Genomic DNA, 17,789 nt, shown 5'->3' with positions numbered 1-17,789 from the left:
AAAACCTTTTTTAAATTCTATATAAATATAACAAAGAAGCAAGTTAGCAATAGTATTATAACAATACGTGAACTACGCAATAATTTGTAATTTTACGGAAACAAGAAAGAAAAGCTCATGAGTGTAGTGCCAAGCGTAGATTTATCGGATTTTATTTCTGGGGATGACTCAAGAAAAGAGAAGTTTATTCAGGAAATTGGAAAAGCATTTGAAGAAATTGGTTTTGTAGCCTTGGGTGGGCATTTCCTATCAGAAGAATTGGTAGGTAATCTTTATTCGGAAATAAAGAAGTTCTTTGATCTTCCGCAAGACATCAAGGATAGCTACGAAATTCCTGGAATAGGTGGTCAACGTGGTTACACCTCTTTTGGAAAGGAACATGCGAAAGGAAGAAAAGAAGGCGATTTGAAAGAGTTTTGGCATTTTGGACAGTATGTCAATGATAATCCAAAGCTTGAAGCAGCGTATCCGGATAACGTAACGGTAAAAGAACTTCCCAATTTTAACAAGGTTGGCGAAGAAACATATAAAATGTTAGAAAAAACAGCGCGCTATGTATTACGAGCGCTAGCGCTTCATCTTCATCTGGAAGAATCCTATTTTGATGATTTCATCACCAATGGGAATTCTATTTTAAGACCAATTCACTATCCTCCAATAACCTCCGAACCAAAGAATGCAGTGCGGGCAGCGGCACATGGCGATATTAATTTAATCACGCTATTAATGGGAGCTCACGGAAAAGGATTGCAGGTGAAGAACCATAAGGGGGAATGGGTTGATGCTATCGCTAGACCCGACCAACTTATGATCAATGTTGGTGATATGTTATCCCGACTCTCTAACAACAAATTAAAGTCCACAATACACCAAGTGGTGAACCCACCAAAGGAACTTTGGGGAACCTCTAGGTACTCTATACCCTTTTTTATGCACCCAATAAGCGAAATGCCACTAAACTGTTTGGAGAATTGTGTTGATGAAACACATCCAAAACAATTTGAAGATATTACAGCTGGTGAATTCTTACATGAACGTCTTATTGAACTTGGACTCATAAAAAAATAAATATGGACTTAAAAGATCAGCTCAAAAATCTGTTTCCAGAGCACACTCCGGAGGAAACACTAGAAAAAGACGCCAAGAACGAACTTTGGATGCAGGAGGAACCTATCATATGTAAGTATGAAAAACGAAAGGGCAAACCCATTACTATTCTAGAAGGATATACCGGAGCGGATGACGATTTTAAAAAATTGGCCAAAGAACTAAAGACCAAATTAAGCGTTGGCGGAAGTTTCAAGGACGATAGAATCATTATTCAAGGAGATTACAGGGATAAAATAATGACCATTCTTATGGAGAAAGGTTTTAAAGTAAAGCGCGTAGGCGGCTAATATATTTGGCCGGACCGCTTTAACCCAGTAGGGTTGCGTCTTTTTATGTTAAATTCTTTTGTTTTTTTACATTAAACCTTACATTTAACCACTAGAACCTAAACCACACTGGAAATGAGTTCCCTACTGCATATTACTAATGGAGACAGCTTTACCGACCGTCTAAAAACCTTAAACCTTAAAGGAGATATCATCACTTGGCGTGAAATGTTATGTGAAGGTAAAACCCTTACCACCGTTGGGAGTGAATCTTTCTGGAAAACCCGATACGAGTTTCTTCATAAAAATTACAAAGTCTCAAAATCTTGGTTTATTGAAAAAACCTTAAAGGAATACCGTTCTCTATGTAATCATAAACAACAAGACCAGATAGTACTTTGGTTTGAGTACGATTTATTCTGCCAAGTAAATATGTTAGCCGTAATCAGTTGGCTTCTAGCGAATAGAAAATATGCACAAATCTCATTGGTTTGCAGTGGCAAAGAAGGCGAAACGGACAAATTATATAGCCTAAACGAACTTTCCGAAGAACAACTACGAAGCCTCTACGAAAATCGTACTGAGCTAAACCAAGATGACATTGAATACGCAGATTATGTGTGGCAATTATATTGCAGCAATAACCCCATTCGTCTGGAGAACCTAACAGACTTTGATAATTATAATTTTAACTATCTAGGGGATGCCATTAAATCGCACTTGCAACGTTTTCCGAGCATCAACAATGGTTTAAACCAGATGGAAAATAATATTTTAGGACTTGCGGTGAACGAGCGACCAAAGAACAAAGCAGGTCTCTTAAAGACCGTATTAGAAAATCAAGGAAATCTTGGTTTCGGTGATTCGCAATATGATAGAGCAATAAGTAGATTAAAACCACTATTCAACACCTTTAATCCAGTGAGGCTTTCTAAGAAGGGAAAAGAAATACTAGAAGGAAAAACCAATTATTATTCCGTTATTCAGGATAATGACGTGTATTTGGGTGGTGCATTAAAATATAACTTTCTTTACAACACTACTTCAGACCGCATATTAAAACTATAATATGCAATTAAGCCCCTCTGAGCTTATCATAAATGACGATGGCAGCATTTATCATCTGAATTTACGACCAGAAGACATAGCCACACATATTATTACCGTAGGTGACCCTGACCGTGTAGCGGAAGTCTCTAAACATTTTGACCGTGTAGACATAAAAAAAGGCAAACGAGAGTTTTTGACCCATACCGGAGTTCTAAACGGTAAACGCATCAGTGTAATATCAACCGGTATAGGAACAGATAATATAGATATTGTTTTAAACGAGCTGGACGCCCTGGTAAATATCGATTTTGAAACAAGAACTGTTCGTTCAAATCGTATACGATTAAAAATAGTACGTGTGGGCACCTCTGGTGCCATTCAGCCGGATATTCCTATCGATTCTTTTTTAATGAGTCGGTTTGCAATAGGTTTTGATGGTCTTTTACACTTCTATGAAAATGACTTTTCAACGCATCAAGAATTTGAAGATGCTTTTATCGGTCAAACCAAGTGGTCCGACACAAAAGCAAGACCCTATGTGGTCGAATTCGATACTGATTTAGGCGCTCATTTTATAGAAAATCATATACGATTAGGTGTAACCGCTACAAATACAGGATTTTATGGTCCTCAGGGACGATCGCTAAGAATTTCTTCAAGTGATGCAAACTTCACCAGTAACTTGGCACGCTTTACGTATGAAAACAAGTGCATTACTAATCTGGAAATGGAGACGTCCGGTATCTATGCCCTATCTAAATTATTAGGACATCAAGCAGTTTCACTAAATTGTATCTTAGCCAATAGAGCTACAGGAGAATTTTCTAAAAATCCAACAAAATCCGTAGAAGAACTCATTAAATTTGTACTTCAAAAATTAAGTAGCACGTGAAAACCGTAAAAATTATAGGAGTCCCTGAGCATTTTAATCTTCCTTGGCATTTAGCTATTGAAGAAGGTACTTTTGAGCAACGTGGAATCGATTTACAGTGGACCGATATCCCGGAGGGTACGGGAAAGATGTGTCAGCTACTGGCAGATGGCGAAACGGACTTAGCAATTATCCTCACCGAGGGTATCGTAAAGAGTATAACCGAGGGAAATCCCTCAAAAATCATTCAGGAATACATAGCCACTCCTTTATTATGGGGAATCCATGTTGGTGCTCAAAGTGCTTACCGAACTATTGCTGACCTAGAAAACACAAAAGCAGCTATTAGTCGCTATGGAAGCGGGAGTCATCTTATGGCTTATGTTCATGCGCAAAATAATCAGTGGGACTTAGACACCTTGCAGTTTGAAATTATTAATAACCTTAATGGCGCTGTGCAAGGACTGACAGATGGTAAGGCCGATTATTTCATGTGGGAACATTTTACGACCAAGCCATTAGTAGATGATGGTACCTTTAGGCGTTTGGGAGACTGCCCTACCCCATGGCCCTGTTTTATGATTGTGGGTACCGATAAATTTTTAAATGGCAATCCTAGACTTATAAATCATGTTTTGGAAGTAATTAACACCTACACTAGGGATTTTAAGAATATTCCCAGTATAGATCGCACGCTAGCGAACCGCTACAAACAAAAACTAGAGGATATTAAATCATGGATGGCCTTAACGCAATGGAGTCAGGAACAACTCTCACCGGAGACTTTGGCAAAAGTACAAGACACATTGATGCACTTATCGCTTATAAAAGACAAAAAAGCTTCTGAAAATTTTCTTTTGTAATTTCCTATTTAGACCAAGGTTAAAGAAAAATGTTTGTTTATTAATTTCCTAAAAGTACTGTCAGATAAAGGCTTTTGAGAGAAATCGGCAATGTAAGGATTAGCGATTGCCTTGGCTTTATCATTGGCATTATCACTAATGGTGACCAAAACAATCACGATTTGTTCTTTTAATTCTTGAGGAACTTGTTCCTCATACATCTCCATAAACTTCCAACCATCAACAACGGGCATTCTTAAATCTAACATCACCATACAGGGCATGGCTAATTTATCGACTCCTTTATCCAAAATAAAATCCAATGCTTCCTGCCCGTTTAGAGCAGCGTTCACATCAATTCCAAGTTCTAATTTATTAATGAATATAGAATGAAGAAAGTTGCTAGCTTCGTCATCATCTACCAATAAAATTGATTTTAAATTGTCGAATTTTCTCATAACTTAGGTTTTAAATTATAAAAGTAAGAAATTACCTTATCAAAAGTAATAAAAAGTCTTATGATAAGAACTTACCAGTCAATAGTTTTATTGCCTAAACTTGATAAAATTGTGTTTGTTTTGGAGAAATGCTTGTTACCGAACCAATATCCACGATTCGCACTTAATGGCGAAGGGTGACCGGAGGTAAGAATATGATGTTTATTTGCATCGATAAGTTTAGTCTTTTTCTTTGCAAATCCGCCCCATAATAAAAATACCAATTGTTCTTTTTCATGCGACAAGGTCTTTATTACGGCATCCGTGAATTTTTCCCAACCCTTGCCTTGATGACTACCAGCTTCATGAGCTCTAACCGTTAGGGTCGCATTTAACAGCAAAACGCCTTGGTCTGCCCAGCGTTCCAAATTTCCACTTTTCGGATAAGGAACTCCTAAATCGGTTGTGATTTCCTTAAAAATATTTATCAGTGATGGAGGATGTGAAATTCCATCTTTTACCGAAAAACACAGCCCATTGGCTTGTTCAGGTCCATGATAAGGATCCTGACCAATAAGCACCACTTTCGTCTCATCGAACGGGCAATGGTCAAAGGCTGCAAAAACATCGTTCCCCTTTGGGTAGCAGGTATTGGCACTATATTCTTTTTTCACAAATTGAATGAGCTGTTTAAAATAATCTTGCTCAAACTCGTTTTGAAGTTTCTTTTTCCAACTTGGATGTATTTGTACAGGCATTTAGGTATTAAAGTATTGTGGTTTTCTTTTTTTCATGTATAGTTCGCTCATTGAATGCTACCGTGTAAAATTAGGTAAAAATGAGGTGCCATGTGGTAGTAAACTTCGGCATAACCCAAGAATTTGATTACTACTAATAAAAATAATGACACAACTTTTCTAGTCTGGTTACACTTGGTGGCATTAGGAAATAATAGTATCTTTCTCGACTAATTAAAAACCTTAAACAGACCTGTTAAATACCAAAAATATCATATGCGTACTACTACATCTTTCTTTTCATCAAGTTTGCTTTTTTGTTTGGCCCTTAGCGTTATCGTAAGCTGTACGGAGCAAGCCAACAGTGTTGATTCAAAAAAAGCTGAAAATATTGTTCATCCCCAGGATTGGACGACCATCAAACCATTGCCATTAGACCCGGAAATCGAAGCGCAAATAGATGAAATCCTGCCTAAACTAACCTTAGAACAAAAAGTAGGGCAAGTCATTCAGGCCGATAATGCATCGGTTACAGTAGAAGAGGTTAAAAAATATCGTTTAGGATCCGTATTAAGTGGTGGTAATTCAGCCCCAGGGCCATTGCCTTACGCAGATACTAAAGCATGGTTGGCCCTAGCGGATGAATATTATAATGCATCCATTGACCCAGAAGGTGTTGAAATTGCTATACCCTGTATATGGGGAATTGATGCCGTGCACGGACACGCGAACTTGAGCGGTGCAATTGTTTTTCCACACAATGTTGGTCTTGGTGCTATGCGTAATCCAGATTTAATTGAGCAAATTGCTTCAATAACCGCTCATGAACTTACGGTCTCTGGACACGATTGGACCTTTGCGCCTACATTAGCGGTGCCTCAGGACATTCGTTGGGGACGTAGTTATGAAGGATTCTCACAAGACCCAGAAATAGTTGCATCGTACGCAGACCGTATTGTTTACGGTTTACAAGGTCGTTTTGGTGACGATGATTTTATGGGCGCAGGTCGTGTAATCTCCAGTGCTAAGCACTTTTTGGCCGACGGAGCAACGCAAAATGGTGTGGACCAAGGGGATGCTTTGATTAGTGAGGAAGAACTACGTAATGTACATGCCGCCGGTTATTACAAGGCAATTCCGGCTGGAGTTCAAACGGTAATGGCTTCATTCTCGAGCTGGCAAGGTAGAAAACTTCATGGCGACAAGGATTTATTGACCGATGTACTGAAGGGGCAATTAGGCTTTAATGGCTTTGTCGTGGGCGACTGGAACGGTCATGGGCAGGTTACCGGTTGTACAAATACAGATTGCGCACAATCCCTAAATTCAGGTCTTGACATGTTCATGGCTCCCGATAGCTGGAAGGGCTTATATGAAAGCACGCTAAACCATGTAAAAAATGGGGTCGTGCCTATGGAACGATTGGACGATGCCGTGCGCCGTATACTTAGAGTAAAAATCGCTTCGGGGATATTTACCAAAGGGGCGCCCAGCACACGTAAAAATGCAGGGGATGAAAGTCTTTTAGGCCTTCCTAAAAATAGAGCAATAGCAAGACAAGCGGTGCGCGAATCCATGGTTTTATTAAAAAACAACAATAGCGTATTGCCTTTAGATGCTAGCAAAACAATTATGGTCGTTGGAGACGGTGCAAGCAGTATTTCTAAGGCAGCCGGTGGTTGGACGCTTTCATGGCAAGGTACGGGCCACACCAATAGCGAGTTCCCTAATGGCGAATCTATATTGGACGGTATTAAAGAGGCGGTTAACGAAGCAGGTGGTAAATTAATTTTTTCGCCAGATGGAGAAAGTACCCAAAAGGCCGATGTGGTTATTGCCGTTTACGGTGAGGACCCTTATGCAGAATTTCAAGGAGATCGTGTGAATCTAGACTTTGTTCCCAACGGTTTTGACACTAATAAACTTGCTGAATTTCGTAAGATGGGTGTTCCTGTCGTTTCTGTTTTTCTATCCGGTCGCCCCATGTGGAGCAACCCTGAAATAAATGGGTCAGATGCCTTTATTGCAGCTTGGTTACCAGGTAGCGAAGGTGGTGGCATATCGGATTTGTTGTTCCAAAGAGACCCCTCCTATGATTTTACCGGTCGTTTATCCTTCTCATGGCCAAGTAGTGCGGTAGTAACTGACAACACGGCTAATAAAGATGCTGAAAACTTGTTTGAGCTAGGATATGGCCTTAGTTATGAAAGTAAGGACACCGTAGCGCAACTACCAGAAGAATCTGGCTTAGAGAAAAGTGAAGTGGCATCAACAGGGGTATTCTACACGAAAGGCGCACCCGTTGCTCCGTGGAGTTTATGGCTTAAATCGGGCGATTTGGACAAACAAATAGGTAGCTTCCCTACTTCTGTAGGTGGACTCATCATAAGCAAGACCGACCACAAGGCACAAGAAGATGCGCTGCGCATCAAGTATACCACCTCTGGCAATGACCAGCTAAGGTTAACCGCGACGGCTCCAGCAGATATGGCCCGTGAAAGTAACGGTGCTATGGAACTGACCTTCTCGGCAAAATCAATGACCAATAGTAAGGCGGTGGTTAAAATAGGTATGGGATGTGCAGATGATGCTGACTGTAACGAAACCCTGGACATTACCATTGCTGCAAATGAGTGGAAAGAATACCGTATTAGCCTTAGTTGTTTTGATAATTTAGGGGTTGATATGAGTGCTATTAACGCAGCGTTCATCATTAGCGCTGACGAAGGGGTTGATATTGGCCTTGGGGATATTCGTTTGGAATCTGATATAGACGCGAAGCCCGGATGTGACGGCAAATAATAGCTTTAATGCTTTATCTATTACTAGGCAACAATTAACAAAGCAGTTAGTTGTTGCCCAGTTTGTTTTGTAATAATCACGATTTACAGCTTATGTAAACTTAAAACCACAAACCACTTGATATAAAAATTTGGAAAGGCTACTTTAGCACAAGGCTTATAAATTGAGCGGTTAATTCACTTAGCTAAAAACTAGCATTCGTTTTAAATTTTCAGAAATGAACAAATCATTTGCACTATTACTTTCTATAACCTTTGCCTTGTTATTTCTTACAGATTCTTTTTCTCAAACTGAAAAAGGAAATTTTTATTTAGGGCTTGATGGAGCGATATCGTTTGGAAAGAGTAATCAAAAAATCAAATCAAACGATAATGAAGAACCAAGGTTCAAAAATTTTGGCTTTTCAATCTCCCCAGAAGCTGGATATTTTTTAATTGACAACCTTGTCGTAGGTTTTAATATCCAATATTCAAATTTTAAATCAACGACTTTCTCTGATTTAACAATTGACGAAACTGAATTTGAGAATAAATCTAATCGCATTGCTTTTAATAATTTTTGGCGTTATTATTTCAAGGCTGGGAAAGTTTTACCATTTTTAGAAGCATTTGCTGGTTTTGGCTCTTTCAAAACGGAAAGTACTTTTAGTAATGGCACTTTCAAATCAAATCTATTACAATTTGGAGGTGGCGCCGGCATCGCAATACCACTTGGAAGTAAAGTTTCTTTTGACACAATCTTAAATTGGTCTGCTTTTTTGACTAAAGCAAGAGAAGAAAATGCTTCTGATATTACCGATGTAACACGCAGCCTTAATCTTTCTACAGGATTTTCAATATATCTTGATTGATATAATTATGAACACAAGTTTAGAAAATAAAAATTGACGTACCAGAATATTGAAATAAAAATGACTATTATTAGCTAGATCTAGAGAATGCTAGACTATTGTCCGGTTTTAAAATTCGTTGCATTTAATTTTTTCATTAAAAAATCGAAGAACCCTTACCAATAACTCAATACAAAAGCTTTATATTGGTAGACGACAAAACTAACCAATTTCTAATCTCAGACCCAATCCGTACCTTTGCCGCTCCTTAATACATAAAAGTGGCTAACATACATTCCAAAACGCTTCAAGACTTAGAATTTCCTACGGTTTTGCAACAGGTGGCTTCCCGTTGCAATACAGAATTGGGCAAGGAGACCGCTATGGAAATACAGCCCTTGTCCACCAAAGAAGAAATAATTGTTGCACTAGGAAAAACATCGGAATATCTAAGTTCTTTTATCAGCGAAAACCGCATCCCCAACCATGGTTTTGATAGTATTAGTAACGATTTAAAACTGCTAAAGATTGAAAATACGACCTTGGAGCTATTGGGTTTTCGGCGTATTGCCAGTTTGTGCAATACCGTAGTTACGCATCAAAAATTCTTCAAAAAATTTAAGGAATACTATCCTTTATTAAATGATTCCGCGGCAGCCTTAGAAAGCAATACCGAGATTCCCCTACTCATCAATGCGGTTATTGACCGTTTTGGAGAGATTAAGGACAACGCCTCCGACACTTTACTGAGCGTAAGACGGCAAATGAACCACGTACGTGGTAAAATAAGCCAAAGCTTTGGAAGTGCACTGGCTACCTACCAATCATCGGACTATTTGGACGACATTAGGGAGTCGGTCGTAGAAAACAGACGTGTTTTGGCCGTCAAGGCCATGTACCGTAAGAAAATCAAGGGTGCCGTCATGGGTACCTCTAAAACGGGAAGCATTGTTTATATAGAGCCAGAGGCCGCTTTGAAATATAGCAGGGAACTAAACAATCTGGAGTTTGAGGAAAAAGAGGAAATCCAACGTATTTTGAATCAGCTTACGTATCAAATAAGACCATTTAGAGGCCTTTTAAGCGATTATCAAGATTATTTAAGTCACATTGACGTTACTGCGGCGAAAGCCAAGCACGCCCAGGATATCAATGCTATACTGCCAAATGTTAACGAGGATAACAGATTGTATCTGCGGGATGCGTATCACCCGCTACTGTTTTTAAGCAACAAACGTAAAAACGAAAAGACCTTTCCGCAGACGATTGAACTGCATGAAGAAAACCGTATTATCGTTATTTCCGGACCCAATGCAGGTGGAAAAAGTATTACGTTAAAGACCATTGGACTACTTCAGGTGATGGTGCAGAGCGGTTTATTAATTCCGGTACACGAGCGTAGCGAGGTTTGCTTTTTCGATAAGATTCTAACAGATATCGGAGACAACCAATCCATCGAAAATCATTTAAGTACGTACAGTTACCGTTTAAAGAACATGAACCAATTTTTAAAACGCTGCAACAACCGAACACTTTTTCTTATTGATGAGTTTGGAACGGGAAGTGACCCGGAATTGGGAGGTGCCTTGGCCGAAGCATTCCTAGAGGTTTTCTATGAGCGTGGTTCCTACGGTGTAATTACCACCCACTACGCCAACTTAAAGGCTTTAGCGAACGAACTTCCGCATATTAGCAATGCGAACATGCTTTTTGACGGGAAGACCTTAGAACCTACGTTTCAATTAATATTGGGTCAGGCCGGTAGTTCCTTCACCTTTGAGGTCGCACAGAAAAACGGTATCCCCTACTCGCTTATTAACAAGGCCAAGAAAAAGATAGAGCGTGGGAAGGTTCGTTTTGATGCCACTATCGCCAAATTACAGAAAGAGCGCAGCAAAATGGCGCAAACAGGTTCTCGATTGCAAGAAGAGGAATCCAAGGCGAGAGAAGAGGCGGCGCGATTAGAAAAACTGAACGCAAAAGTAAAATCCAAGTTAGAAAACTACCAAGAGCTATACGACCATGACCAACGGATGATTCAGTTGGGTAACAAAGTAAATACTGCGGCTGATAAGTATTTTCAGGATAAAAAGAAGCGTCCTTTGGTTTCGGAACTCCTACGAATTGTGGAGACCGAAAACAGCAAGCGTAAAAAGAAGACTGCCAAACAAGCAAAAGCAGACCGTTCTAAAAAGGTTCAAGTAGCCCAAGAAGTCCAGAAAGAAGTAAAGGTTATTCGAGAGAAAAAGAAGGTGGCAAAGAAAAAGGCCATCTTCAAGGAAAAAAACAAACCAAGACCTGTTTTTAAAATAGGAGATCGCGTTCGTATGCACGATGGTAAGGCGGTTGGTAGTATTGACAAACTCGAAAAGGGAAAAGCGACCGTGAACTACGGGATGTTTACCACCAATGTGAGTGTGGGGCAATTAGAATTAGTGGAACGTAACAAATAATGAGTTAAGAGATTTGATTATCAAGTAGTTGTATTATATCGTATACGATTTTTAGGTGTGAGACGAGAACTATATTAGGATTAAACCGTAATTCATTCCTTGTATGTAGATACCTTTCAACCATTTTCTTAAATCCATTATAAAATTTAGGTGTTGCACCTCACCTGACCTATCTTTGTTCTGTGGAAGAAAACAAGAAAATTATACTTTTTGACGGCGTTTGCAATCTTTGTAATGGCTTTATTCAGTTTGTAATTAAGCGTGATAACAAAGATACTTTTCGCTATGCTTCCTTACAGAGTGAAATTGGTAAAAAGTTGGTATACGAACGAGGAATTGATTCCAACAGCATTGATTCCGTTGTTTTAATAGAACCTGGAGTAGCGTATTACATTAAATCGGACGCTGCTTTACAAATTGGAAGCGACCTCAATGGCTTTGGAAGTCTATCTAGAATATTATACTTGATTCCTAGTGGTTTACGAAATATCGTATACGATTTAATCGCTCGCTACCGCTATGCTTGGTTCGGAAAAAAGGACACTTGCATGATTCCTACACCGGAGCTTCAGTCCAAATTTTTATAAATCCACTCTCTTATTACGTTGTTCGGGCAAATTCTCAATATATACTGTTCCTTATCTTTAAAATTAAATCATATACGATTTATAGTGCTTTTTTAAATGGTATGAGGTCTTAAATATCTCATTTGAACCAAGCTGATATAGCTAAAAATTAAATCTTTACAGCACATTTATATATTATGACCTCAGCGACTAGAAAGAAAAAAGTTTATAAGAAGAAACGATACCTAATTCCAGTAAGTATCATCGTTTTCTTTATAGCCTTACGTCTACTACTTCCCTATATGGTTAAAAAATACGTGAATGGAGTACTTGCGGATATCCCGGGATATTATGGGCAGGTAGAAGACATCGACCTTGCTTTGTGGCGTGGTGCTTATGTCATACACGGATTGTATCTCAACAAGGTAGAGGCCTCGTCTAATGTACCTTTTCTGGATTTCAAGAAAACGGACATCTCTATAGAATGGAACGCCCTTTTAGACGGCAGGATTGTGAGTGAAATTACAATGACACAACCCAAGTTCATCTACGTCTTCGAAGATCAACAAGGCGACGGTAAAGAACCCGAGGTGGAAGATTGGTCCAAAGCACTTACCGACCTTGTTCCCATTGATATCAACAATTTAGAAATTATAGATGGTACGGCCGCTTTTGTAGAACTTCAGGCCGACCCAAATATCGATTTAAACTTAAAGCAGATACAACTTAGGGCATCCAACCTTCGAAACGTAGTGCTCCAAAAGCGTACGCTACCCTCAGAAGTACATGCTACGGCCGTTTCCATAGGTAATGGAAATATGAAATTGGACGGAAAAATGAATATTGTAAAGGAAATACCCGATATGGACATTGCCGTTTCTATCACTGAGGCCAATGTCACAGCACTCAATGATTTTACCCAACATTATGCAAAAATAGATTTTGATAGCGGTACGTTCGAGGTTTTTGGGGAAATCGCAATTGCCGACGGTTTTCTGAAAGGGTCCTTAAAGCCAATCATCAAGGATAGTAAGTTGATTGGTAAGGAAGACGGCTTTTTAGGGACCCTATGGGAAGGTTTTGTGGGCTTCTTTAAATTCTTACTTAAGAATCAAAAAAACAACACCTTGGCCACTAAAGTGCCAATTGAGGGTGATTTGAATAATGTTGGGCCTAAAATTTGGCCTACCATTACCGGAATCTTTAAAAATGCCTGGATACAAGCCTTTAAAGGTGTTGTTGATGATGATATTGATTTTGAAGACGCCGCCAAGGAAGCAGATAAAGCCCAAGAGAAAAAGGACATTAAACAGGAACGTAAAGAAAAAAGGGAGGCCAAGAAAAAAGAAAGCGAAAAGGAGGAATAAAAACCTACTTTAGGTTGTTCAGTATAAAATCCAAGGTTTTATTGGTATTGTTATTCTGCTGATACGCTAAATTCTTAAACTTATTTTTCTGCGCAAGACCTAAATCCAGCAGGTGCTTAATCTCTGGTTCATAGTCCAGGGAAACTTTTCCTGCTAGAAGCGAATCCATACTCCTCTCTTTTAAATAACGCTTATAAATTTTCTTTAATCCACTGAGATACAAGCGGTCTTTGGTAAACCCCCCGCCCCTATGCGCACGAAGTGTAATGGAGAAAGCGTCGTTTCTATTGAGTTTGTACTGATTGTGAATTAAATCGAAGGTATCTGAAAAGCTATACCCTTTGATCAAACTATCCGAGGCCAGCACACGATAGGCCAGTTCTTTTAATCGCTTCAAGGTTAACGCGCCACTCATGTATTCACTAAATACGGCCAAACCTTCTTGAGTTTCTACATTCTTTGGGAGACCGTTAGAAAATATCTTTAAAGGTTGATGCATGCCGTTATAGGTGGTTACCAAGTGTACTCCTATTTCGTGGTTGGCCAGTGTAAGCAATTGGTTCTTGCTGAATTTCGTATTTCGCTTTATCAATAAGGATTGCGATGCATTACTGACCATTGCGTCTGCCGCAATATGAGTGGCAAACTTAATGTTCAATGGAAAATCGTACTGCTCCGAAAATTTTTCGAAATATGCTTTCGCCTCCTCTGCGGTATGCACCTTATCCATATCTGAAGACTCTGGCTCATTGGCAAAATGTAGTATAAATTGGGCATTTTGCACATCTTTCTCCGTTGGCGACCCGTATACCCGTAATGAATTGTAGTAAAATCGCTTATCCTGACCAATGGTTTCAATACATTGAACCATGTTGGAGTAGTAATAGATAATATCTTGATATACTTTACGTATCCGTTCATCTGTAATTCGCTCCAAACGCTGAGAAAAGAAAAGCCGGTGTAATTTATAGGCCTCAAATTTTAACTTAGGATATCTAAAAACGGGGTCTTCCGTATATTTTGAGGTAAAGAACTGGTTCTTTGCCTTTTCAATGTTCAAGGGGTTTACATAGCTCAGGAGCTCAATCTTTTTTACCAAGCGGTCAAGATTAGCATCTATCTCAAAGAGGTCAGCATATTCCTCCTGCAATGTAAGCTGTTGTTTCTCTTCTATCATGTGATGTTATCCTGAAATTCTTTCAGTTGTAAAGGTATTAATTCTTTTAACTGTACCTCCACAGAACGAACGACTTCTGGATATAGTGTGCCTTCATATTCGTCACAGTACACTTTTGCGATTTCTGTAGCCAGAACTAAGGTATTCTTGAAATTTTGTGTAATGTACTTGAGAAAGTAACCGTTACCTTGAAAGGTGTCATTGATTTTAGAGGTAGATTTTATACCGTTCGGTAGATTCATCGTTTCTAAACGCTTACTCCAAGCAGACGCTAGACTTCCAAACCTATCGTTATCAATATTGGAGGTACCTAAATTCCAAGTAGGTACTTCCCTATCCCATCGCTTCCAATTGTAACTATGCATATCAAAAACAATAGTTTTTCCGTATAAGGTTTCAATTTTTTGGATTAAAGCATGTACGACTTTATAGAAATTATCGTGCTTGGCCAGGCTCTCTTCTCGCTCTTGCGACGTCAGTGGCGATTTCCAAAGATTTTTACCCCAGGCATCTTCGTATATCGCAGTTTCAGGAGCTCTATTTAAATCGTACTCAAATCTACTATCACGACCAGCAATTACAATAGGGTGCGATTGTACCATCTCCTTGGTACAAGGGTCTTCTTCATACCAGCGATCATACGCCGTATGTAAGCAATTCTCCCAAAGACTTTTTCTAAATTGATGACCGTCATGCACTGCTCCACAGATATAAGGAGCATAGTTATCAATCTTAATGGTAAAGGAATAATCTGCCGATACCGCTTCAAATGTTTTTTCGGCTTTTATATTGGAAATAATATCAGGAATGGAAAATTTATGCATTTTCCACCTCATTACGCAAACGAGACCGTCTATCGAAAGCCTTTAGCTTATCAATGACCTTGCTCTCCACAAAGTCGATAACTTTAACCTGTATCTTGGTCTTATAGACCTTGTTCATGTAGGTTACTCCACCGGGAGACATTACATTTACTTCCACCAACTTTCCTCCAATAACGTCAATGCCAACAAAGTAGAGTCCGTCTTTTACCAATTTGGGTCCAATTTGCTTACAAAGCGCTTTTTCTTGCTTTGTTAAGCTGTGTTTTGCCACGGTACCGCCTGCAGAAACGTTAGAACGGTGGTCATCAGTTCCCGGAACTCTTTTCATGGCCCCGATAACTTCTCCGTTCAAGATTAATACGCGTACATCTCCTTGGTCCGCTCCTTCAATATATTCTTGAAGAATGACATAGTTAGACGTACCATCGGGGTTAGTGATATAAAAATCCAATAGCGACTTGATACTGCTCATGGCCGACTTTTCTATTAATATAACACCAGAACCACCAAAACCGTTTAGTGGTTTTAATATCATCTTATCGGCCTTAGCCTCCTTAATCTGTTGAATTAGATAGTTTTTATTTTTAGATACGTGTGTAGTCGGAATGATATTGCTATGAGAATCGCCAAAGGCCGCAGTATATAGCTTGTTGTTCGCTTCCCTTATTCCTTGTAAGGAATTCACGATGAACACATCGTCTTTCACCGAATCCAAGAAATTAAGCATAATAGGGTCTAATGGCGGATTGGCTCGCATAAAAATCACATCAAACCCTGCCAAGGGCAACATTTCTTCCCGTAAGGTCGCCTGTTTGTAAAACGATTTTAAACTCGCTGAAACTTTGTCCATACGGTTTAGCACTGTACAAAAAGCGTTCGTTACACTGTTCCTGATGGTAAGATTTGCAGGGGAACATAGCGCAACACCATGTTTTCGTTTTACACACTCATGGATTAGCGCCAAACTGGTATCGTTCTCTGGGTCTATTTCCTCCCAAGGATACATTAAAAAGCAAATATTCATTTTCAAACGTTTTATGTTTTTAGTGGCACCGCCAAAGGAAATCATACCCAGAGGCAGTTTACTTTACTTCATCATAATGGTCGTCCCAATTTTTAGCTTTAGGATTGTCATGTAATTTATCAACGGACTTTGCTACAATGGTAGCTACCGTAGCATCACCTGTAATGTTTACAACAGTTCGCAACATGTCCAATGGTCTGTCCACTGCGAATATCAAGGCGAGTCCAATAGCATATTTGTCTGGTGGAAATCCAACAGACTCCAATACAATCACTAGCATAACCATTCCGGCACCAGGTACCGCAGCCGTTCCGATTGATGCTAAAAGTGCTGTTAAAACTATAGTCAATTGCGCCGTTAAGGGAAGGTCAAAACTAAGGGCTTGTGCAATAAAAACGGCGGCTATCCCTTGATAAAGACTTGTACCGTCCATATTTACGGTGGCTCCTACAGGTAGCACAAAACTAGAAACTTCCTTATCAACGCCTATGTGTTCCTCTACCCTTTCCATTGTTACCGGAAGGGTCGCCGCACTGGAACTAGTAGAGAATGCTAACAATTGTGCCGGACTCAGCTGTTTTAAAAACCAAAATGGATTCTTCTTTGCGAATACCGAAACTAGGGTTGCATAGAAAACAATCATTAAAAATAGTCCTAATACGACAACACCCGCATATTTCAACAAGGCCAATAGAATTTCAGGGTCACTGGACGAGACTACAACGTTAGCCAATAAGGCAAAAACCGCGAAAGGAGCTGTAAGCATAATAAGGTCCACCATTTTTAAGACCACATCATTTAAAGAATCAAAGAAATTCTTCAAGGGCCTTGCCCTTTCTTCTCCTATAAGCAACATGGAAATACCCATGAAAATGGTGAAGAAAATAACTTGCAGCATTAATTGATTGTTCCCTAAGGCACTTACCGCGTTATCGGGAACCATATCTTCTAAGAACTTCAGCGGTCCACTCTCTTTTTGGCGGGAGGCTTCCTCTAATTTAGCCTTTACTCCTTCATCATTGGCGTAGGTAGATGTCAGTTTCTCAATAGTCTCTTCGGAGATACCATCTCCTGGCGCTATTACATTAACCAATACCAAGCCTAAAATAATGGCCACAGTGGTAGTACCCACATATATACCTATGGTTCTAAGTCCAATATTTCTAAATTTAGAGATATCCTTTAAATCGGATATACCCTTTATGAGCGATGCCAAAATTAATGGGACCGCAATGAGTTTTAGAAGTTTTATGAAAATAGTTCCCAATGGAGCTATCCAATTTACCACGAAATTCTTTCCCCAATCAAAATAGGTCATCCCGAAACCAAAAAACAGTCCCAAAACCATACCTATCATTATCTGCCAGTGCAGTGCAAGTTTCTTCATACCTAAATTTACATTAGGCTAGTAAGATACTATTTTGAAAGGGAAAT

Annotated in this window: 16 protein-coding genes; 10 read left to right on the top strand and 6 right to left on the bottom strand. The window is 39.4% G+C overall.

Annotated features, from left to right (window positions below):
* Positions 1 to 117: 117 nt before the first annotated feature.
* The 5 genes from SJY09_RS04375 to SJY09_RS04355 all read left to right on the top strand — a co-directional run bounded on the left by SJY09_RS04375 (position 118) and on the right by SJY09_RS04355 (position 4,160).
* Entirely contained in the window at positions 118 to 1,068 is a 951-nt protein-coding gene (locus SJY09_RS04375) for an isopenicillin N synthase family dioxygenase (RefSeq protein ID WP_396637743.1), read from the top strand.
* 2 nt (positions 1,069 to 1,070) lie between these two features.
* Positions 1,071 to 1,397 (top strand): translation initiation factor, encoded by a 327-nt coding sequence (locus SJY09_RS04370; RefSeq protein ID WP_396637742.1) that lies wholly within the window; start codon positions 1,071 to 1,073, stop codon positions 1,395 to 1,397.
* 114 nt (positions 1,398 to 1,511) lie between these two features.
* A complete protein-coding gene (locus SJY09_RS04365; RefSeq protein ID WP_396637741.1) occupies positions 1,512 to 2,444 on the top strand; it encodes a DUF1835 domain-containing protein in 933 nt (310 codons plus the stop codon).
* Position 2,445: 1 nt separating this feature from the next.
* Positions 2,446 to 3,318 (top strand): nucleoside phosphorylase, encoded by an 873-nt coding sequence (locus tag SJY09_RS04360; RefSeq protein WP_396637740.1) that lies wholly within the window; start codon positions 2,446 to 2,448, stop codon positions 3,316 to 3,318.
* Positions 3,315 to 4,160, top strand: coding sequence for a substrate-binding domain-containing protein (locus SJY09_RS04355; RefSeq protein ID WP_396637739.1), 846 nt, complete (start codon positions 3,315 to 3,317; stop codon positions 4,158 to 4,160). Before SJY09_RS04360 ends, SJY09_RS04355 begins: the two co-directional genes overlap by 4 nt.
* An 8-nt stretch (positions 4,161 to 4,168) precedes the next feature.
* Here SJY09_RS04355 and SJY09_RS04350 read toward each other — a convergent pair whose 3' ends face one another.
* Complete coding sequence (locus tag SJY09_RS04350; protein ID WP_396637738.1) at positions 4,169 to 4,597, bottom strand: two-component system response regulator; 429 nt, start codon at positions 4,595 to 4,597, stop codon at positions 4,169 to 4,171.
* A 71-nt stretch (positions 4,598 to 4,668) separates the two neighbouring features.
* Positions 4,669 to 5,334, bottom strand: coding sequence for a uracil-DNA glycosylase (locus tag SJY09_RS04345; RefSeq protein WP_396637737.1), 666 nt, complete (start codon positions 5,332 to 5,334; stop codon positions 4,669 to 4,671).
* A 255-nt stretch (positions 5,335 to 5,589) separates the two neighbouring features.
* Between SJY09_RS04345 and SJY09_RS04340 the strand changes: the two genes are divergently transcribed.
* The 5 genes from SJY09_RS04340 (at position 5,590) to SJY09_RS04320 (ending at position 13,330) form a co-directional block, all read left to right on the top strand.
* A complete protein-coding gene (locus tag SJY09_RS04340; RefSeq protein WP_396637736.1) occupies positions 5,590 to 8,115 on the top strand; it encodes a glycoside hydrolase family 3 N-terminal domain-containing protein in 2,526 nt (841 codons plus the stop codon).
* Between the two features lie 217 nt (positions 8,116 to 8,332).
* Positions 8,333 to 8,965: a hypothetical protein gene (locus SJY09_RS04335; protein WP_396637735.1), complete on the top strand. Its 633-nt coding sequence runs from the start codon at positions 8,333 to 8,335 to the stop codon at positions 8,963 to 8,965.
* Positions 8,966 to 9,225: 260 nt separating this feature from the next.
* Positions 9,226 to 11,397, top strand: coding sequence for a DNA mismatch repair protein MutS (locus SJY09_RS04330; protein ID WP_396637734.1), 2,172 nt, complete (start codon positions 9,226 to 9,228; stop codon positions 11,395 to 11,397).
* A gap of 182 nt (positions 11,398 to 11,579) precedes the next feature.
* The gene (locus SJY09_RS04325) at positions 11,580 to 11,984 is read left to right on the top strand and encodes a thiol-disulfide oxidoreductase DCC family protein (RefSeq protein ID WP_396637733.1); all 405 of its coding nucleotides are present in this window, start codon (positions 11,580 to 11,582) and stop codon (positions 11,982 to 11,984) included.
* A gap of 176 nt (positions 11,985 to 12,160) precedes the next feature.
* A complete protein-coding gene (locus tag SJY09_RS04320) occupies positions 12,161 to 13,330 on the top strand; it encodes a DUF748 domain-containing protein (protein ID WP_396637732.1) in 1,170 nt (389 codons plus the stop codon).
* A 4-nt stretch (positions 13,331 to 13,334) separates the two neighbouring features.
* Here SJY09_RS04320 and SJY09_RS04315 read toward each other — a convergent pair whose 3' ends face one another.
* The 4 genes from SJY09_RS04315 to SJY09_RS04300 are packed head-to-tail and all read right to left on the bottom strand — an operon-like array spanning position 13,335 to position 17,742.
* Complete coding sequence (locus SJY09_RS04315; RefSeq protein WP_396637731.1) at positions 13,335 to 14,507, bottom strand: flavohemoglobin expression-modulating QEGLA motif protein; 1,173 nt, start codon at positions 14,505 to 14,507, stop codon at positions 13,335 to 13,337.
* Positions 14,504 to 15,331 (bottom strand): N-formylglutamate amidohydrolase, encoded by an 828-nt coding sequence (locus SJY09_RS04310; RefSeq protein WP_396637730.1) that lies wholly within the window; start codon positions 15,329 to 15,331, stop codon positions 14,504 to 14,506. The genes SJY09_RS04315 and SJY09_RS04310 overlap by 4 nt, the downstream gene beginning before the upstream one ends.
* The gene (gene gshB / locus SJY09_RS04305) at positions 15,324 to 16,355 is read right to left on the bottom strand and encodes a glutathione synthase (RefSeq protein ID WP_396637729.1); all 1,032 of its coding nucleotides are present in this window, start codon (positions 16,353 to 16,355) and stop codon (positions 15,324 to 15,326) included. The genes SJY09_RS04310 and gshB overlap by 8 nt, the downstream gene beginning before the upstream one ends.
* A gap of 58 nt (positions 16,356 to 16,413) precedes the next feature.
* The gene (locus SJY09_RS04300) at positions 16,414 to 17,742 is read right to left on the bottom strand and encodes a dicarboxylate/amino acid:cation symporter (protein WP_396637728.1); all 1,329 of its coding nucleotides are present in this window, start codon (positions 17,740 to 17,742) and stop codon (positions 16,414 to 16,416) included.
* Positions 17,743 to 17,789: the final 47 nt, after the last annotated feature.

The sequence above is a fragment of the Maribacter sp. R77961 genome, assembly GCF_044594925.1.
Taxonomy (GTDB): domain Bacteria; phylum Bacteroidota; class Bacteroidia; order Flavobacteriales; family Flavobacteriaceae; genus Maribacter.
This window is presented reverse-complemented; position numbering and strand designations above follow the sequence as displayed.